This is a genomic window from Citricoccus sp. CH26A, assembly GCF_000224415.1.
Lineage (GTDB): Bacteria > Actinomycetota > Actinomycetes > Actinomycetales > Micrococcaceae > Citricoccus.
This window is the reverse complement of the sequence record NZ_AFXQ01000004.1, coordinates 1-16227: the sequence shown is the minus strand read 5'-3', so window position 1 is coordinate 16227 and position 16227 is coordinate 1. Positions and strand designations below refer to the sequence as shown.

Sequence of the window (16227 nt, the reverse complement as noted above, 5' to 3'; positions counted from 1 at the left end):
GTCCCGGTGGTAGGGTTGACGCCGGACCAGACACACCCCTACCGGGGTTGCGTTTCCTTTAAGTTCCGTCCTGTGAGGCGGGGAAGGAGGCATGTGTGCAGGCTGTACCCCGCGATGCGAGGACCGTCCTGTCCGCTGCGGACATCGACCGGGCACTGACCCGGATCGCCCACGAGATCCTCGAGGCCAACCGAGGCCCGGACGGGATCGTCGTGCTGGGCATCCCCCGCCGGGGCGTGCCGCTCGCCGAGCGCATCGCCGCGAAGCTGGAGCGGATCGAGCCCGGCTTCGACGCGGCCGCCGCCACGGGCCAGCTCGACGTCACCCTGTACCGCGACGACCTGCGTCGCTCCACCTCCCGCACCCCCGCCCCCACGCGGCTCCCGGCCTCCGGGATCGACGGCGCCGTCGTCGTCCTCGTGGACGACGTCCTGTACTCCGGGCGCACCATCCGGGCGGCCCTGGACGCCCTGAACGACGTCGGCCGGCCCGCCGCCGTGCGGCTGGCGGTCCTGGTGGACCGCGGCCACCGTGAGCTGCCCATCCGGGCCGACTTCGTGGGCAAGAACCTGCCGACCTCCACCGCCGAGCGCGTCCAGGTCCGGCTCCTGGAGATCGACGGTCCCGCGGGCACCGGCGAGGTCACCGAGGACGCCGTCGCGATCATGGACATCGCCGACCCCGCCACGGCCGTGGGGAAGGACGCCCGGTGAAGCACCTGCTCTCCACCCAGGACCTCTCGCTGGGCGACGCGCTGCGCATCCTCGACACCGCCGAGGAGATGTCCGCCGTCTCCGGCCGCGAGGTCAAGAAGCTGCCGGCCCTGCGCGGCCGCACCGTGGTCAACCTCTTCCTCGAGGACTCCACCCGCACCCGGATCTCGTTCGAGGCGGCCGCCAAGCGGTTGAGCGCGGACGTCATCAACTTCACCGGGAAGGGCACCTCCGTGTCCAAGGGAGAGTCCCTCAAGGACACGGTGCAGACCCTGGAGGCCATCGGCGCGGACGCGATCGTCATGCGCCACTGGGGCTCCGGGGCCGCCGCCCAGCTGGCCGGCTCCGGCTGGATCACCTCCTCCGTGGTCAACGCCGGCGACGGCACGCACGAGCACCCCACCCAGGCACTGCTGGACGCGCTGACCCTGCGCCGTCACCTGGCCCGCCGCCACGGCACCGCACCGCGCGGGACCGACCTGTCCGGGATGAAGGTCGTGATCGTGGGAGACATCCTGCACTCGCGCGTGGCCCGCTCCAACCTGTGGCTGCTGACCACCCTGGGGGCCGAGGTCACCCTCGCGGCGCCGCCCACGCTCATGCCCGTGGGCGTGGAGCAGTGGCCCTGCCAGGTGACCTACTCCCTGGACGAGGCCATCGCCTCCGGCCCCGACGCCGTGATGATGCTGCGGGTGCAGTCCGAGCGCATGCACGAGGCCTTCTTCCCCTCCGCCGCGGAGTACACCCGGTCCTGGGGACTGACCGACGACCGGCTCGCCCTGCTCGAGTCCGCCGGCGCCGACGACGCCGTCATCATGCATCCCGGCCCCATGAACCGCGGGCTGGAGATCTCCGCCGCGGCGGCCGACTCCGTGCGGAACACGGCGCTGGAGCAGGTCGCCAACGGCGTCTCCGTGCGCATGGCCGTGCTGTACCTCGTCCTGTCCGGCACCGAGACCGCCGGCACCCCCGACCTCGTCCCCAGCGCCGCCAGGAGGCCTGAAGCGTGAGCCCCACCGCACCCCGATACCTGATCTCCGGCGGCACCCTGCCGGACGGCACCACCTCCGACATGCTCATCGAGGACGGACTGCTGGCCGCGGTCGGGCCTGAGGCGCGCTCCCGCGCCGAGGCGGGCGACGGCCCGCTCGAGACCGTGGACGCCTCCGGGCGGATCGTCCTGCCGGGACTGGTCGACCTGCACACCCACCTGCGTGAACCGGGCCGGGAGGACGCCGAGACGGTGGAGACCGGGACCCGGGCCGCCGCCATGGGCGGCTTCACCTCGGTGCACGCCATGGCGAACTCGACGCCGGTCGCAGACTCCGCGGGCGTCGTCGAGCAGGTCTGGCAGCTGGGCCGGGAGGCCGGCTGGTGCGACGTGCACCCGGTGGGCGCCGTCACCGTGGGCCTGGCGGGGGAGCGCCTCGCCGAGCTCGGTGCCATGGCCGCCTCCCGGGCCGAGGTGCGCGTCTTCTCCGACGACGGGATGTGCGTCGCCGACCCCGTGCTGATGCGCCGGGCGCTGGAGTACGTCAAGGCGTTCGACGGCGTCGTGGCCCAGCACGCGCAGGAACCCCGGCTGACCGAGGGCGCGCAGATGAACGAGGGCGAGCTGTCCTCGGTTCTCGGGCTGTCCGGCTGGCCGGCCGTCGCCGAGGAGGCCATCATCGCGCGGGACGTGCTGCTGGCCCAGCACGTCGGCTCGCGGCTGCACGTGTGCCACGTCTCTACCGCCGGTTCCGTGGAGATCATCCGCTGGGCCAAGGAGCGCGGGATCGAGGTCACCGCCGAGGCCACCCCGCACCACCTGCTGCTCACCGAGGAGCTGGTGCGCAGCTATGACCCGGTCTTCAAGGTGAACCCGCCGCTGCGCCGCGAGGCGGACGTGATGGCCCTGCGCGAGGGCCTGGCGGACGGGACGATCGACACGGTCGGCACCGACCACGCCCCGCACACCGCCGAGACCAAGGAGTGCGAGTGGACGGTGGCGGCGATGGGCATGACCGGGCTGGAGACGGCCCTGCCCGTGGTCCAGCACGCCCTCGTGGACACCGGACTGATGGACTGGGCGGGCGTGTCCCGGATCCTCAGCTCCACACCGGCGCGGATCGCCCGGCTCACGGACCAGGGCCGGATCTCCGCCGCCGGTGTCTTCGAGACCGGGGCCCCGGCCAACGTGACCGTCTACGACCCGAACGTCAGGCGCACGGTGGATCCCGCCACCCACGCCACGCGCTCGAGGAACAGCCCGTACCGCGGCATGGAACTGCCCGGCCAGGTCACCGACGTGTTCAACCACGGGCACCCGGTGGTGCGTGACCGCGCCCTGGCCACGCCCCGCACCCACTAGAGAAGGACCCTCCCAGACGTGAACGACTACAGCGCCGAGTACACCCTCATCGCGATCCTGACGGTGATCGTGGTGATCGCCATCGGTGTCCTGATGTGGTGGGGCTGGCGCAACCGGAAGCGACGCCAGCAGGACATCCCCGCCCCGGCGCCGGTGCCCGCGCACCTGCTCGAGGCGTCGCCGTCGGCGGGCGCGGAGGGCATGTACGTGAACACCGTCCGCGGCCGCGACTACCTGGACCGCATCGCCGTGCACGGGCTGGGCCTGCGCACCAACGCCCGGCTCGAGGTCCACCCCGAGGGGGTGGTCGTGCTGCGCGAGGGCAGCGCCAACTTCCTCATCCCCGCCGCGGACCTGCTCGAGGTCGGCCTGGACTCCGGCATGAGCGGCAAGTTCGTCGAGTCCGGCGGGCTGGTCGTCATGACCTGGCTGCTGGGCGGCCAGGAGGTCACTACCGGGTTCCGCACCCGGGCCGCCCGGGACCGTGACCCGCTGCGGTCCGCGATCGAGCACATCGTCCCCCACCACGACGGCGGCACCCGCGCCGCCGCCTGAACCACGACTTCCCCTCACCCCCACCAGCAGATGGAGTACCTTCCGTGAGCCTGTTGAACCCTGAACCGGCCGTTCTCGTCCTGGGCGACGGCACCGTCCACCGCGGCCAGGCCTACGGTGCCACCGGCACCACCCTCGGCGAGGCGGTCTTCACCACCGGCATGACCGGTTACCAGGAGACCCTGACCGACCCCTCCTACGCGCGGCAGATCATCGTGCAGACCGCGCCCCACATCGGCAACACCGGCGTGAACGACGAGGACGCCGAGTCCCGTGACATCTTCGCCGCCGGCTACGTGGTGCGGGACGCGGCACGCCGCCCGTCCAACTGGCGTGCCCGTCGCAGCCTCGACGAGGAGCTGGTGGCCCGCGGCGTCGTCGGGATCCAGGGCGTGGACACCCGGGCGATCACCCGCCACCTGCGCAGCGAGGGGTCCATGAAGGCCGGGATCTTCTCCGGCGAGGCCGCCCGGCGCCCCGAGGGCGAACTCATCGCCGAGGTCCAGGCCCAGCCGCCGATGGCCGGTGCCCGGCTGGCCGAGCAGGTCACCACGGACGCCCCCTACGTGGTGGAGCCCGCCGACCACGGCTGGCAGGGTGAGCCCCTGCACGAGATCGCCGCGATCGACCTGGGGCTCAAGGCCGCCACCCCGCGCCACCTGGCCTCCCGGGGCGTCCGTTTGCACGTGCTGCCGGCCACCGCGACGTTCGAGGACATCACCGCCCTGGACCCCGACGGCGTGTTCCTGTCCAATGGTCCGGGCGACCCGGCCACCGCGGACGAGCAGGTGGCCCTGCTGCGCCAGGTCCTGGACGCCGGGATCCCGTTCTTCGGCATCTGCTTCGGCAACCAGGTCTTCGGCCGGGCCCTCGGCTTCGGGACCTACAAGCTGCCCTTCGGCCACCGCGGGCCCAACCAGCCGGTGATGCACAAGTCCACCGGCCGGGTGGAGATCACCTCCCAGAACCACGGCTTCGCCGTGGACGCACCCCTGGGGGAGCCGGTCCAGGCACCCGAGTCCGCCTACGGCCGGGTGGAGGTCTCGCACTGGTCGCTCAACGACCAGGTCGTGGAGGGCCTGCGCCTGCTGGACCGCCCGGCCTTCTCCGTCCAGTTCCATCCCGAGTCCGCCGCCGGCCCCAACGACTCGATCGACCTGTTCGACGAGTTCATCACCATGATGACCGAGCACTCCGCCGCCGGCGCCCCCCAGACCACCAATCCCGCTGAAGGAGCCTGAACCCAGATGCCCAAGCGCACCGATCTGCAGTCCGTCCTGGTCATCGGTTCCGGCCCGATCGTCATCGGCCAGGCCGCCGAGTTCGACTACTCCGGCACCCAGGCCATCCGCGTCCTGAAGGAGGAGGGCCTGCGCGTCGTGCTGGTCAACTCCAACCCGGCCACGATCATGACCGACCCCGAGCTGGCCGACGCCACCTACGTGGAGCCCATCACCCCCGAGGTGGTCGAGAAGATCATCGCCGTCGAGCGTCCGGACGCCATCCTGCCGACCCTCGGTGGCCAGACCGCCCTGAACACGGCGATCGCCCTGGATGCCAACGGCGTGCTGGAGCGGTACGGCGTGGAGCTCATCGGCGCCAACATCGAGGCGATCGAGCTCGGCGAGGACCGCGAGAAGTTCAAGGGCGTGGTGGAGCGCTGCGGTGCCGAGTCGGCCCGCTCCGTGATCGTCCACTCCATGGACGAGGCCTTCGCCGCCGCCGAGACGCTCGGCTACCCGATGGTGGTCCGCCCCTCGTTCACGATGGGCGGCCTGGGTTCCGGCATGGCCTACGACGAGGAGGACCTGCGCCGCATCGCCGGCGCCGGCATCCAGTACAGCCCGACCTCCGAGGTCCTGCTCGAGGAGTCCATCCTCGGCTGGAAGGAGTACGAGCTGGAGATGATGCGGGACCGCAACGACAACGTCGTGGTCGTCTGCTCCATCGAGAACTTCGACCCGGTGGGCGTGCACACCGGCGACTCCATCACCGTGGCCCCGGCCATGACCCTGACGGACCGCGAGTACCAGCGGCTGCGGGACATCGCGATCGCCGTCATCCGCGAGGTCGGCGTGGACACCGGCGGCTGCAACATCCAGTTCGCGGTGGAACCGTCCACCGGGCGGATCGTCGTCATCGAGATGAACCCGCGCGTCTCCCGGTCCTCGGCGCTGGCCTCCAAGGCCACCGGCTTCGCCATCGCCAAGATCGCCACCAAGCTCTCCCTGGGTTACACGCTCGACGAGATCCCCAACGACATCACCCGGAAGACCCCGGCGTCCTTCGAGCCGGTCCTGGACTACGTGGTGGTGAAGGTCCCGCGCTTCGCGTTCGAGAAGTTCCCCGCCGCCGACCCGACGCTGACCACCACCATGAAGTCGGTCGGCGAGGCCATGGCCATCGGCCGCAACTTCACCGAGGCGCTGCAGAAGGCCCTGCGCTCCCTGGAGCAGAAGGGCGCCGAACTGTCCTTCGTGCGTCCGGCCGTGGACGAGGTCCCCGCCCTGATCGAGCAGTCCAAGGTCCCGACGACGGACCGGCTGGCCCAGGTGCAGCGGGCCCTGCTGGGCGGCGCCACCGTCGAGCAGCTCTTCGAGGCCACCGCGATCGACCCGTGGTTCCTGGACCAGCTGGTGCTCATCAACGAGGTGGCGGCCGAGGTGGCCGCCGCACCCGAGCTGAGCGAGCCAGTCCTGCGGCTGGCCAAGCGCCACGGCTTCTCGGACGCCCAGATCGGCCAGCTGCGGCACATGGACCCCTCGGTCGTCCGGGGCGTCCGCCACGCCCTCGGCGTGCGCCCCGTGTACAAGACGGTGGACACCTGCGCCGCGGAGTTCGAGGCCTACACCCCGTACCGCTATTCCAGCTACGACCTCGAGGACGAGGTCACCGCGCACGACAAGCCCTCGGTCATCATCCTGGGTTCGGGCCCGAACCGGATCGGCCAGGGCATCGAGTTCGACTACTCGTGCGTCCACGCCACGCTGGCCCTGCGCGCCGCCGGGCACGAGACCGTGATGGTCAACTGCAACCCGGAGACCGTCTCCACGGACTACGACATCTCCGACCGGCTGTACTTCGAGCCGCTGACCCTCGAGGACGTCCTGGAGGTCATCGCCGCCGAGGAGCGCAGCGGGGGAGTGCTCGGGGTGTTCGTCCAGCTCGGCGGCCAGACCCCGCTCAAGCTGGCCCAGCAGCTCGCGGACGCCGGCGTGCCGATCCTCGGCACCTCGCCCGAGGCCATCGACCTGGCCGAGCACCGCGGCGAGTTCGCCCGGGTCCTGGACGAGGCCGGACTGGTGTCCCCCAAGAACGGGACCGCGGTGTCCTTCGCCGACGCCAAGAAGGTGGCCGACGAGATCGGCTACCCCGTCCTGGTGCGTCCCTCCTACGTGCTCGGCGGCCGCGGCATGGAGATCGTCTACGACGAGCCCTCGCTGTCCCGGTACATCGAGAACGCCACCGAGATCACCGTGGACCACCCGGTGCTGGTGGACCGGTTCCTCGAGGACGCGACCGAGATCGACGTGGACGCCCTCTACGACGGCACCGACCTGTTCATCGGCGGCATCATGGAGCACATCGAGGAGGCCGGGATCCACTCGGGCGACTCCGCCTGCGTGCTGCCGCCCATCAACCTCGGCCCGGACACCCTGGACCGGGTCCGCGAGGCCACCCGCGGCATCGCGGCCGGCGTGGGCGTGCGCGGACTGATCAACATCCAGTTCGCGCTGGCCTCGGACGTGCTGTACGTGATCGAGGCCAACCCGCGGGCCTCCCGGACCGTGCCGTTCGTGTCCAAGGCCACCGGCGTGCAGCTGGCCAAGGCCGCGGCACTGATCGGCACCGGTCGCACGATCGCCGACCTGCGTGCCGAGGGCATGCTGCCCGCCAGCCACGATGGCTCCTCGCTCCCGCTGGACGCCCCCGTGGCGGTCAAAGAGGCCGTGCTTCCGTTCGCCCGGTTCCGGACCCCCGAGGGCCGCGTCGTGGACTCGCTGCTCGGCCCCGAGATGCGGTCCACCGGCGAGGTGATGGGCATCGACAAGTACTTCGACACGGCCTTCGCCAAGAGCCAGTCCGCCGCCAACAACCCGTTGCCGACCTCCGGCAAGGTGTTCCTCTCGGTGGCCAACCGGGACAAGCGCGGGATCGTCATGCCGGCCAAGCGGCTGATCGACCTCGGTTTCACGATCGTCTCCACCGGCGGCACCGCCGAGGTGCTGCGGCGCAACGGCGTGCAGGCGGACGTGGTCCGCAAGATCGCCGACGCCCGCTCCGCCGAGGGGGAGGGCACCGTGCTGGAACTGCTCGGCGCCGGCCAGATCGCCCTGGTCCTGAACACGCCCTCGGGCGGGGACTCGCGCGGGGACGGGTACGAGATCCGGGCCGCGGCGACCTCCATCGGCGTGCCGATGATCACCACGCTGGCCGAGTTCGGCGCCGCCATCCAGGCGATCGAGGCCCAGCGCGAGTACGCGTGGGACGTCACCTCCCTGCAGGAGCACGACGCGCGGCTGGCCGCCGCCATCGGCCGCGCGGGAACCGGGGCGTGAGCGACCCCGCGGCCTCCCCTGCCGGCCGGGCACCCTTCGGTGCCCGGCTGGCGGAGGCCATGGACGCCGCCGGGCCGCTGTGCCTGGGGATCGACCCGCACCCGCAGCTGCTCTCCGACTGGGACCTGCCGGACACGCCGGTGGCCCTGGAGCGGTTCTCCCAGACGGCACTGGAGGCCGCCACGGGAACCGGTGCGCAACCCCTCGTTGCCGCCCTCAAGCCACAGGTCGCCCTCTATGAACGGCACGGTTCCGCCGGGCTGGCCGTGCTGGAACGGCTCCTGTCCGCCGCACGCCGGGCGGGGGTGCTGACGATCGCCGACGCCAAGCGGGGTGACATCGGCTCGACGATGGCCGGGTACGCCCATGCCTGGCTCTCGGACTCCTCGGCGCTGGCCGCCGATGCCGTCACGCTCAGCCCGTACCTCGGCTACGGGTCGCTGGCCCCGGCCATCGAGCTGGCCGCGGCCACCGGGCGCGGCGTCTTCGTCCTGGCCCTGACGTCCAACCCGGAGGGCGCCTCGGTGCAGCACGCCACTGGACCGGACGGCGCGGTCGCCCGGGTCATCGCCGAGGCGGCCGCCGCGGACAACGCGCGAGAGCTGGCCCGGGTCCCCGGCCCGCAGGGCGGCGCGGCCGGAGCACGCCCGGCGTTCGGCCCGGTCGGACTCGTGGTCGGGGCGACCGTCGCCGGTCAGGCAGCGGAGCTGGGCATCGACCTGGCCGGGGTGCGCGGCGCCCTGCTGGCGCCGGGTTTCGGGGCCCAGGGGGCCTCCGGGGCGGGGATGCGCGACGGGTTCGCCCAGGCGTGGCCGGGCGTGCTGGCCACCTCCAGCCGCGCCATCCTGCGGCAGGGGCCCTCGGTGGCGGGACTGCGCGGTGCCCTGGAGTCCGCACGGGACGAACTGGCGGGCTGATCTGGATCGACACGCCGACCGTGACCGGGCCGTCACCTACCAGAGGGTAGTCGGTGGCCGCAAGGGCCTCCGATCACCGTTGGATAAAGTTTCGGCGCGGGACCGCGTCCAGACCTGCCCCTGGCCGCGTGGGGTTGGTAGCTTTTCTCCAAGTCACGGCACCACTGCCGTGGCGTGCGGATCTAGCCCGAGGTGGTTCACCATGGCCCTCAAGGAACTGACGTCCGAAGAACGGGAAGCCGCCAGGAGCAAGGCTCTGCAGGCACGGACCGCTCGCGCGGATCTCAAGGAATCGTTCCGTGCGGGGAAGACCACCCTGCAGTCGGTCTTCGAGACGGCCGACGTGGACGACGCGATCGGCCGGATGCGCACCGTGGACCTGCTGCAGACGCTGCAGGGCGTCGGTGAGGTGCGGGCGGCGAAGATCATGGAGACGTGCGGGATCTCACCGAACCGGCGGCTGCGCGGACTGGGCCGGAGGCAACGTGAGGCGCTGATCGCCTATATTGGCCGGTAGTCCCCTACCGACCAGGAGGTCCCGTGACCGAGCCGACCATCGGCAGTTCCGTCGGCTCGGCTGGCTCTGCCGGCCCTGGCGTGCCCGCCGGGCTGGAGGACATCGAGCCCCCGCCCGTGCCGGGTGCGAGGCCGGTCAGCCTGCGTCCGGAGCACGGCGCGGCCCCCGCCGGACACCGGCCGGGCATCACCGTGCTCGCCGGACCGACCGCTGTCGGGAAGGGCACCGTCTCCCAGTTCATCCGGGAGCACTATCCGCAAGTGTGGCTCTCCGTCTCCGCCACCACCCGGCCCCCGCGGCCGGGGGAGGAGGACGGCCGGCACTACTTCTTCGTCTCCCCGGAGCGCTTCGACGAACTGGTAGAGCAGGACCAGATGCTCGAGTGGGCGGTGGTCCACGGGGTCAACCGCTACGGCACCCGGCGGGACACCGTCCAGCGGGCGCTGGCCGACGGTCAGCACGTGCTGCTGGAGATCGACCTGCAGGGCGCCCGGCAGGTGCGTGAGCGGCTGCCGGAGGCCACATTCGTCTTCCTGTCCCCGCCGAACTGGGGAGAACTGGTCCACCGGCTGGTGGGCCGCGGCACGGAAACTCCGGCCGAACAGCGGCGTCGGCTGGAAACGGCTAGAATGGAACTCGCTGCCGAGCCGGAGTTCGACGCCGTCGTGGTCAACGACACCGTGGAACGGGCCGCCCAGGAGCTGGTCCGCATCATGGGACTGGACCCGGACGACCGCCCCTGAGACGCGATCGAGGCAGCCACACAGACTGAGCCGCGGCTACAGCAGCGGACAACCGACAGACAACAGTGGAGATCCTGTGACCGAACAGTACGAAGGCATCGTCAACCCACCCATCGACACCCTGCTGGAGAAGGTTGACTCGAAGTACGCCCTGGTGCTCTTCGCCGCCAAGCGCGCGCGCCAGATCAATGCCTACTACTCGCAGCTCCACGAGGGCCTGTTCGAGTACGTCGGCCCGCTGGTCGACACCAAGCTCAACGAGAAGCCGCTGTCCATCTCCCTGCGCGAGATCGAGTCGGACCTGCTCGAGGCCACTCCGATGACCGAGGAGCAGATCGCTGCCGAGGAGTCCGGTGACTTCGGCGCCTTCGACCTGCCCGGTTCCGCGGACGCCGACTTCTCCGACGCCGGCTTCTCCGGCGAGGGCTTCCTGACCGACACCGAGGTGGCGGACGCGACCACCGACCCGGGTATCGCCACCGACGAGTCCCCGGTCGCCGAGGAGGCCATCAGCACCGACCTGGACGGCACCCCCACCGAGGGCACCGACGACGAGGCCGACCACCAGTCCTGATCGCCCGATGAGGATCGTCCTGGGAGTCACCGGCGGGATCGCCGCGTACAAGTCCGCGCTGCTGCTGCGCCTGATGACCGAGGCCGGCCACACCGTGGACGTGGTGCCCACCCCGGCGGCCCTGGGCTTCGTGGGCAAGGCCACGTGGGAGGCGCTCTCCGGACGTCCGGTGCGCACGGACACCTTCGAGGCCGTGGAGACCGTCAACCACGTCCGGCTGGGCCGCGAGGCCGAGCTGGTCGTCGTGGCACCGGCCACCGCGGACGCCATGGCGCGCGCCGCCGCCGGGCTCGCCCCGGACCTGCTGGGCAACGTCCTGCTCACCGCCACGTGCCCGGTCCTGGTCGTTCCGGCCATGCACACCGAGATGTGGCAGAACCCGGCGACCGTCGCCAACGTCGCGACCCTGCGCTCCCGCGGCATCACCGTCATGGACCCGGACTCGGGCCGACTCACCGGCCAGGACACCGGTCCCGGGCGCTTCCCGGAACCCGAGCGCATCTGGGCCGAGGCCCAGCGGCTGGCCCGGCCCACCGCGTCCCCGGAGGCCGGTCCGCTGGCCGGGCGCACCGTCGTCGTGACCGCCGGCGGCACCCGGGAGGCGCTGGACCCGGTCCGCTACCTCGGGAACCGCTCCTCCGGCAAGCAGGGCGTGGCCCTGGCTCAGGCCGCCGCGGCCGCCGGCGCCACCGTCCGCTTCATCGGCGGCGCCATGTCCGTGGAACCCCCCGCCGGCACCGCCGTGACGCGCGTGGAGTCCACCCAGGAACTGCACGACGCGGTCATGGAGCAGTGTGCGGATGCCGACGCGCTCATCATGGCCGCCGCCGTCGCCGACTTCCGGCCCACCGAGTACGCGGACGCCAAGATCAAGAAGTCCGAGGACGGCTCCAGCCCCGTGATCCACCTCGAGCGGACCCCCGACATCCTCGCCGGAACCGTCCGGGCGCGGGCCGAGGGCCGGCCCATGCCCGGTGTCATCGTCGGCTTCGGCGCCGAGACCGGTGACGCCGAGCACTCCGTGCTGGAACACGGCGCCGCGAAGCTGGCCCGCAAGGGGTGCGAGATGCTCGTGGTGAACCAGGTCGGCCGGGACCTCGGCTTCGGCCAGGACGTCAACGAGGTCACCATGCTCTTCGCCGACGGCCGCGACCCGGTCGAGGCGGCCGGGTCCAAGGCGGACGTCGCGGCGGCCGTGGTGGACCAGCTGGCCGGGCTGCTCCGGGGCTGACGGCGACGCCCGGCCACCGGTGTCCGCGTCCGTGGCTAGGATGGTCGGGTGACTGACGCAGACAACACCGCAGACATGGCCCAGCCCCGTGAGGCCGCCGGCTTCGAGTCCTACGCGGGCGTCGGGGGAGGTGGACTGCGCCTGTTCACCTCCGAGTCCGTGACCAGCGGCCACCCGGACAAGATCTGTGACCAGATCTCGGACGCTATCCTGGACGCGATCATCGCCCAGGACCCCACCGCGAAGGTCGCCGTGGAGACCCTGACGACCACGGGACTGGTGCAGGTGGCCGGCGAGGTGAACACCTCCGCCTACGTGGAGATCCCGCAGATCGTGCGCGAGACCATCCTCGGGATCGGCTACGACTCCTCCGCCAACGGCTTCGACGGCGCACGCTGCGGCGTGAACATCTCAATCGGCCAGCAGTCCTCGGACATCCACGCGGGCGTGTCCACCTCCCTCGAGGCCCGCGGCGGCTCCGTGGACGCCGTGGACCTGCAGGGAGCCGGCGACCAGGGCATCATGTTCGGCTACGCCTCCAACGAGACCCCCACCTACATGCCAACCCCGATCTTCCTGGCGCACCGCCTCTCCGAGCGGCTGACCATGGTCCGCACCATGGACGAGTCGCCCATGCCGTACCTGCTGCCGGACGGCAAGACGCAGGTCACCGTCGGCTACGGCGAGGACGGCCTGCCCAAGACCATCGAGACCGTGGTGGTCTCCACCCAGCACCTGCCGGACGTCACGCAGGAGCAGGTCAGGGCAGACGTGGAGCGTCTCGTCATCCGCCCGGTCCTGGACCAGTCCGGCCTCGACTACTCCGGGGCGCAGGTCATCATCAACCCCGGCGGTCCCTTCGTCATCGGCGGACCGGTCGGCGATGCCGGCCTGACCGGCCGCAAGATCATCGTGGACACCTACGGCGGCATGGCCCGCCACGGTGGCGGTGCCTTCTCCGGCAAGGACCCGTCCAAGGTGGACCGCTCCGCGGCCTACGCGATGCGCTGGGTGGCGAAGAACGTGGTCGCCGCCGGGCTGGCGGACCGCGCCGAGTTCCAGGTCGCCTACGCCATCGGCAAGGCCCGCCCCGTGGGCCTGTACGTGGACACCTTCGGCACCGCGAAGGTCGACGAGGCCGCCATCATCAAGGCGGTCAACGAGGTGTTCGACCTGCGTCCGCTGGCCATCATCCGGGACCTGAACCTGCTGCGGCCGATCTACCGGAAGACCGCCGCCCACGGTCACTTCGGCCGTGAGGACCCGGACTTCACCTGGGAGCGGCTGGACCGCGTCGACGCCCTGCGCGCCGCCGTCGGCTGGTGACCGAGGAGCCCCTCTTCCACATCCCGGTGCCCGCACCGGTGACCGGTCTGCCCGAGGTCGCCGGGGGCTGGCCGGACGACCCCGTGGCCCGGGTCCTGCTGGACTCCGGGGTTCCCCACCTGGACCGGGAGTTCGACTACCTGGTGCCCCATGCGCTCGACGGCGAGGCCCGGCCGGGCGTGCGGGTGCGGGTGCCCTTCGGCCACCAGGACGTGCTGGGCTGGCTCGTCGCGCGGGGTTCCGAGCCCTCGACCGGGGCCAAGCTGCTGCCCCTGCGCTCGGTGGTCTCCCGCGAGCAGGTCCTCGCGCCGGAGGTCCTGGACCTGGCCCGCGCCGTCGCCGCGCGGTACGCCGGGAACGTGGCGGACGTCCTCCGCGTGGCCGTGCCGCCCCGCGTGGCCCGGGTGGAGAAGCAGATGGACGCCGAGGCCGAGGCCCCGGAGGCCTTGGGGACAGCAGGGCCCGACCACCCGGGTGCCGCGGTTGAGGACACCGGTGCGGACGGCACCGGGAGCGGTCCGGAGGCCGGATCGCCCGTCGGGCCGGTTGTCGAGGCACCCGCCCCGGGCCCCACCCCGGACCACGTCTCGACCGTGCCGGCTGCCGCCGAGCCCGGGTTCCGGCCCGATGCCGGCAGCCGCTTCGACTGGACCCGCCTGGACGGCGCCACCTCGTTCTTCCGGCAGGTCACGGCGGGAGAGGGGCCCCGGGCGGCGGTGACCGTGCCGAGCGCCCACGGCAGCTGGGACTCCGCCACCCTGCTGGCCGACGCGGCCGCGCGGACCGCCGAGGCCGGCCGGGCCGCCGTCATTGTGGTTCCGGACCAGCGCGACCTGGACCGGCTCTGCCGGGCACTGGACCGTCGCGTGGGCGCCGGCGCGTACGCGCGGCTGACCGCCGACGACGGCCCCACCCCCCGCTACCGGGCCTTCCTGCAGTTGCGGCGCGGCCAGCGGCGGATCGCGGTGGGCACGCGGTCCGCGATCTGGGCACCCGTGCCGGACCTCGGCCTGGTGGCCGTCTGGAACGACGACGATGCCCTGCACGCCGAACCGCGAGCGCCGTACCAGCACGTCCGGGAGGTGGCCCTGCTGCGTTCCGAGCTGGCCGGTGCCGGACTGCTGTTGGCCTCCACGTCGCGCACCCCCGAGGTCCAGCGGCTGGTCGAGTCCGGGTGGCTGGGGGAGCTGGGCGTGGACCGCCAGACGGTGCACGCCGCGACGCCGCGGGTCGTGGCCACCGCGGACTCCTGGGAGTCGGAGCGCGATCCGGTGCTGGCGCGCGCACGACTGCCGCAGGCCGCCTGGAAGGCCGCACGGGAGGGACTGGAGGGCCGGCACGCCGAGCCCGGCCCCGTGCTCGTGCAGGTCGGCCGCAGCGGGTTCATTCCCGCCCTGAGCTGCCAGGACTGCGGGACACCCGCCCGCTGCCGGCACTGCACGGGCCCGCTGGGGTACCCGGACCGGACCGCCTCCGCCCGCAACGAGACCGCGTGCCGGTGGTGTGGGCGGCGCGAGCGACAGTACAAGTGCCCCGAGTGCGGCAGTCACCGCCTGCGGGCCGGTTCCCGGGGCGTGGATCGCACCGCCGACGAGCTCGGACGGGCCTTCCCGGACACGCCGATCCTGTCCTCCTCCGGGGACCACATCCTCTCGACCGTGGACGGGACCCCGGCGCTGGTGGTCGCCACCATCGGCGCGGAACCCGTGGCCGAGGGCGGTTATGCGGCGGCGCTGCTGCTCGACGGTGACAACCAGCTCCAACGCGAGGGGCTGCGCACCCCGGGGCAGGTGCTGTCGCGGTGGTTCGCGGCGGCCGCCCTGGTCCGGCCGCGCCAGGACGGGGGCGTGGCCGTGGTCACCGCGTCGCAGGAGGACGTGGTGGGAGCCCTGGTGCGCATGGACGCCGCCGGGTATGCCTCGCGCCAACTGGCCGAGCGCCGTGAGCTCGGGCTGCCACCGGCCGTGCGGATGGCCGAGGTGTCCGGACCGGCCGACGCCGTGGCCGCGTTCATGGACCTCGTGGGCCCCCTCGGTGGGCCGTCCCCCCTGCCCTGGGTGGGACCGGTCCCGGTGGGCGACGACGCGGGATTCGGGCACGCGGACGGATCTGCCGGTCCGGTCCGGCACCGGGCACTGCTGTTCTTCCCCTATTCCGCGGCCCGGCGGGTCGTCGAGTCGTTGCGCGCCGCGCGGGCGGCGGCCAGCGCCCGGCGGTTGACCGAGCCGGTGCGGTTGCGGATCGACCCGGTGGACCTGCCGTAACCCCTCCCGTGCAGTGGTGATCAGTCGGTCCGCAGGAAGTCGCGCATCACCCCGGCCGTCTCCGGGGCCCGTTCATAGTGGATGAGGTGCCCGACGCCGTCGAACACCTCCAGGCGGACCCGGGGAGAGACCTCGCGGATCCGACGGGCCAGGCGTTCCTGGCCCGCCACGGAGCCCAGCTCGTCCTGGGCGCCCGCCACGAGGAGGACGGGCAACGCCAAGCGGTCGGCGACGTCCAGGACCGTTCCCCTGATCGAGGCTCGATACGACTCGACCAGCACGCGGCGGTGGTCGAACGCGGAGAAGTACCTCTGATGCTGGTCGTGGAGGTACGCGAGCGTATGACGGTCCTGCGTCTTGGCCATCACCGTTCCCGTGAACCAGACGACCACCGGGGAGGACAGCAGGGCCATGCCTAACGACTCGGGCAGGGCAGCGGACGCCGCGTAGTAGCCCTGGGCCAGACGCGCCAGGG

Annotated in this window: 14 protein-coding genes; 13 read left to right on the top strand and 1 reads right to left on the bottom strand. The window is 72.2% G+C overall.

Translation table 11 applies throughout. The features are described 5' to 3' along the window. Nucleotides 1-95 precede the first annotated feature (95 nt). The 13 genes from pyrR to CITRI_RS0103640 all read left to right on the top strand — a co-directional run bounded on the left by pyrR (nt 96) and on the right by CITRI_RS0103640 (nt 15752). The gene (pyrR, locus tag CITRI_RS0103700; protein WP_010143267.1) at nt 96-713 is read left to right on the top strand and encodes a bifunctional pyr operon transcriptional regulator/uracil phosphoribosyltransferase PyrR; all 618 of its coding nucleotides are present in this window, start codon (nt 96-98) and stop codon (nt 711-713) included. Next, entirely contained in the window at nt 710-1723 is a 1014-nt protein-coding gene (locus tag CITRI_RS0103695) for an aspartate carbamoyltransferase catalytic subunit (RefSeq protein WP_010143266.1), read from the top strand. Before pyrR ends, CITRI_RS0103695 begins: the two co-directional genes overlap by 4 nt. Next, nucleotides 1720-3066 carry a dihydroorotase gene (locus CITRI_RS0103690; protein WP_010143265.1) on the top strand — a complete coding sequence of 449 codons (1347 nt, stop codon included), beginning with the start codon at nt 1720-1722 and terminating at the stop codon, nt 3064-3066. The genes CITRI_RS0103695 and CITRI_RS0103690 overlap by 4 nt, the downstream gene beginning before the upstream one ends. Before the next feature lie 18 nt (nt 3067-3084). Then, nucleotides 3085-3621 (top strand): hypothetical protein, encoded by a 537-nt coding sequence (locus CITRI_RS0103685; protein WP_010143264.1) that lies wholly within the window; start codon nt 3085-3087, stop codon nt 3619-3621. A gap of 44 nt (nt 3622-3665) precedes the next feature. Then, the gene (gene carA, locus CITRI_RS0103680; protein ID WP_010143263.1) at nt 3666-4862 is read left to right on the top strand and encodes a glutamine-hydrolyzing carbamoyl-phosphate synthase small subunit; all 1197 of its coding nucleotides are present in this window, start codon (nt 3666-3668) and stop codon (nt 4860-4862) included. 6 nt (nt 4863-4868) lie between these two features. After that, nucleotides 4869-8180 carry a carbamoyl-phosphate synthase large subunit gene (gene carB / locus CITRI_RS0103675; protein WP_010143261.1) on the top strand — a complete coding sequence of 1104 codons (3312 nt, stop codon included), beginning with the start codon at nt 4869-4871 and terminating at the stop codon, nt 8178-8180. Continuing rightward, nucleotides 8177-9097 (top strand): orotidine-5'-phosphate decarboxylase, encoded by a 921-nt coding sequence (gene pyrF, locus CITRI_RS0103670; protein ID WP_010143259.1) that lies wholly within the window; start codon nt 8177-8179, stop codon nt 9095-9097. The genes carB and pyrF overlap by 4 nt, the downstream gene beginning before the upstream one ends. Nucleotides 9098-9299: 202 nt before the next feature. Further along, the gene (gene mihF, locus CITRI_RS0103665) at nt 9300-9614 is read left to right on the top strand and encodes an integration host factor, actinobacterial type (protein ID WP_010143257.1); all 315 of its coding nucleotides are present in this window, start codon (nt 9300-9302) and stop codon (nt 9612-9614) included. 140 nt (nt 9615-9754) lie between these two features. Further along, entirely contained in the window at nt 9755-10357 is a 603-nt protein-coding gene (gene gmk, locus CITRI_RS0103660; protein WP_050813584.1) for a guanylate kinase, read from the top strand. A 76-nt stretch (nt 10358-10433) separates the two neighbouring features. Continuing rightward, complete coding sequence (rpoZ, locus tag CITRI_RS20475; protein WP_010143255.1) at nt 10434-10931, top strand: DNA-directed RNA polymerase subunit omega; 498 nt, start codon at nt 10434-10436, stop codon at nt 10929-10931. A gap of 7 nt (nt 10932-10938) precedes the next feature. Beyond that, nucleotides 10939-12162, top strand: coding sequence for a bifunctional phosphopantothenoylcysteine decarboxylase/phosphopantothenate--cysteine ligase CoaBC (gene coaBC / locus CITRI_RS0103650; protein ID WP_010143254.1), 1224 nt, complete (start codon nt 10939-10941; stop codon nt 12160-12162). A gap of 75 nt (nt 12163-12237) precedes the next feature. After that, a complete protein-coding gene (gene metK, locus CITRI_RS0103645; protein ID WP_050813583.1) occupies nt 12238-13488 on the top strand; it encodes a methionine adenosyltransferase in 1251 nt (416 codons plus the stop codon). Continuing rightward, nucleotides 13485-15752, top strand: coding sequence for a primosomal protein N' (locus CITRI_RS0103640; protein ID WP_010143252.1), 2268 nt, complete (start codon nt 13485-13487; stop codon nt 15750-15752). The genes metK and CITRI_RS0103640 overlap by 4 nt, the downstream gene beginning before the upstream one ends. A gap of 20 nt (nt 15753-15772) precedes the next feature. On the opposite strand, the gene CITRI_RS0103635 is transcribed toward CITRI_RS0103640, so the two are convergent. Beyond that, nucleotides 15773-16227 (bottom strand): alpha/beta fold hydrolase (locus CITRI_RS0103635; RefSeq protein WP_029139019.1); only part of this gene is annotated, 455 nt, incomplete at its 5' end.

What these genes read in the sequence shown, in the direction of transcription:
- carB (WP_010143261.1), top strand. Translation starts at nt 4,869, where the DNA reads ATGCCCAAGCGCACCGATCTGCAGTCCGTCCTGGTCATCGGTTCCGGC.
- mihF (WP_010143257.1), top strand. Translation starts at nt 9,300, where the DNA reads ATGGCCCTCAAGGAACTGACGTCCGAAGAACGGGAAGCCGCCAGGAGC.
- coaBC (WP_010143254.1), top strand. Translation starts at nt 10,939, where the DNA reads ATGAGGATCGTCCTGGGAGTCACCGGCGGGATCGCCGCGTACAAGTCC.
- metK (WP_050813583.1), top strand. Translation starts at nt 12,238, where the DNA reads ATGGCCCAGCCCCGTGAGGCCGCCGGCTTCGAGTCCTACGCGGGCGTC.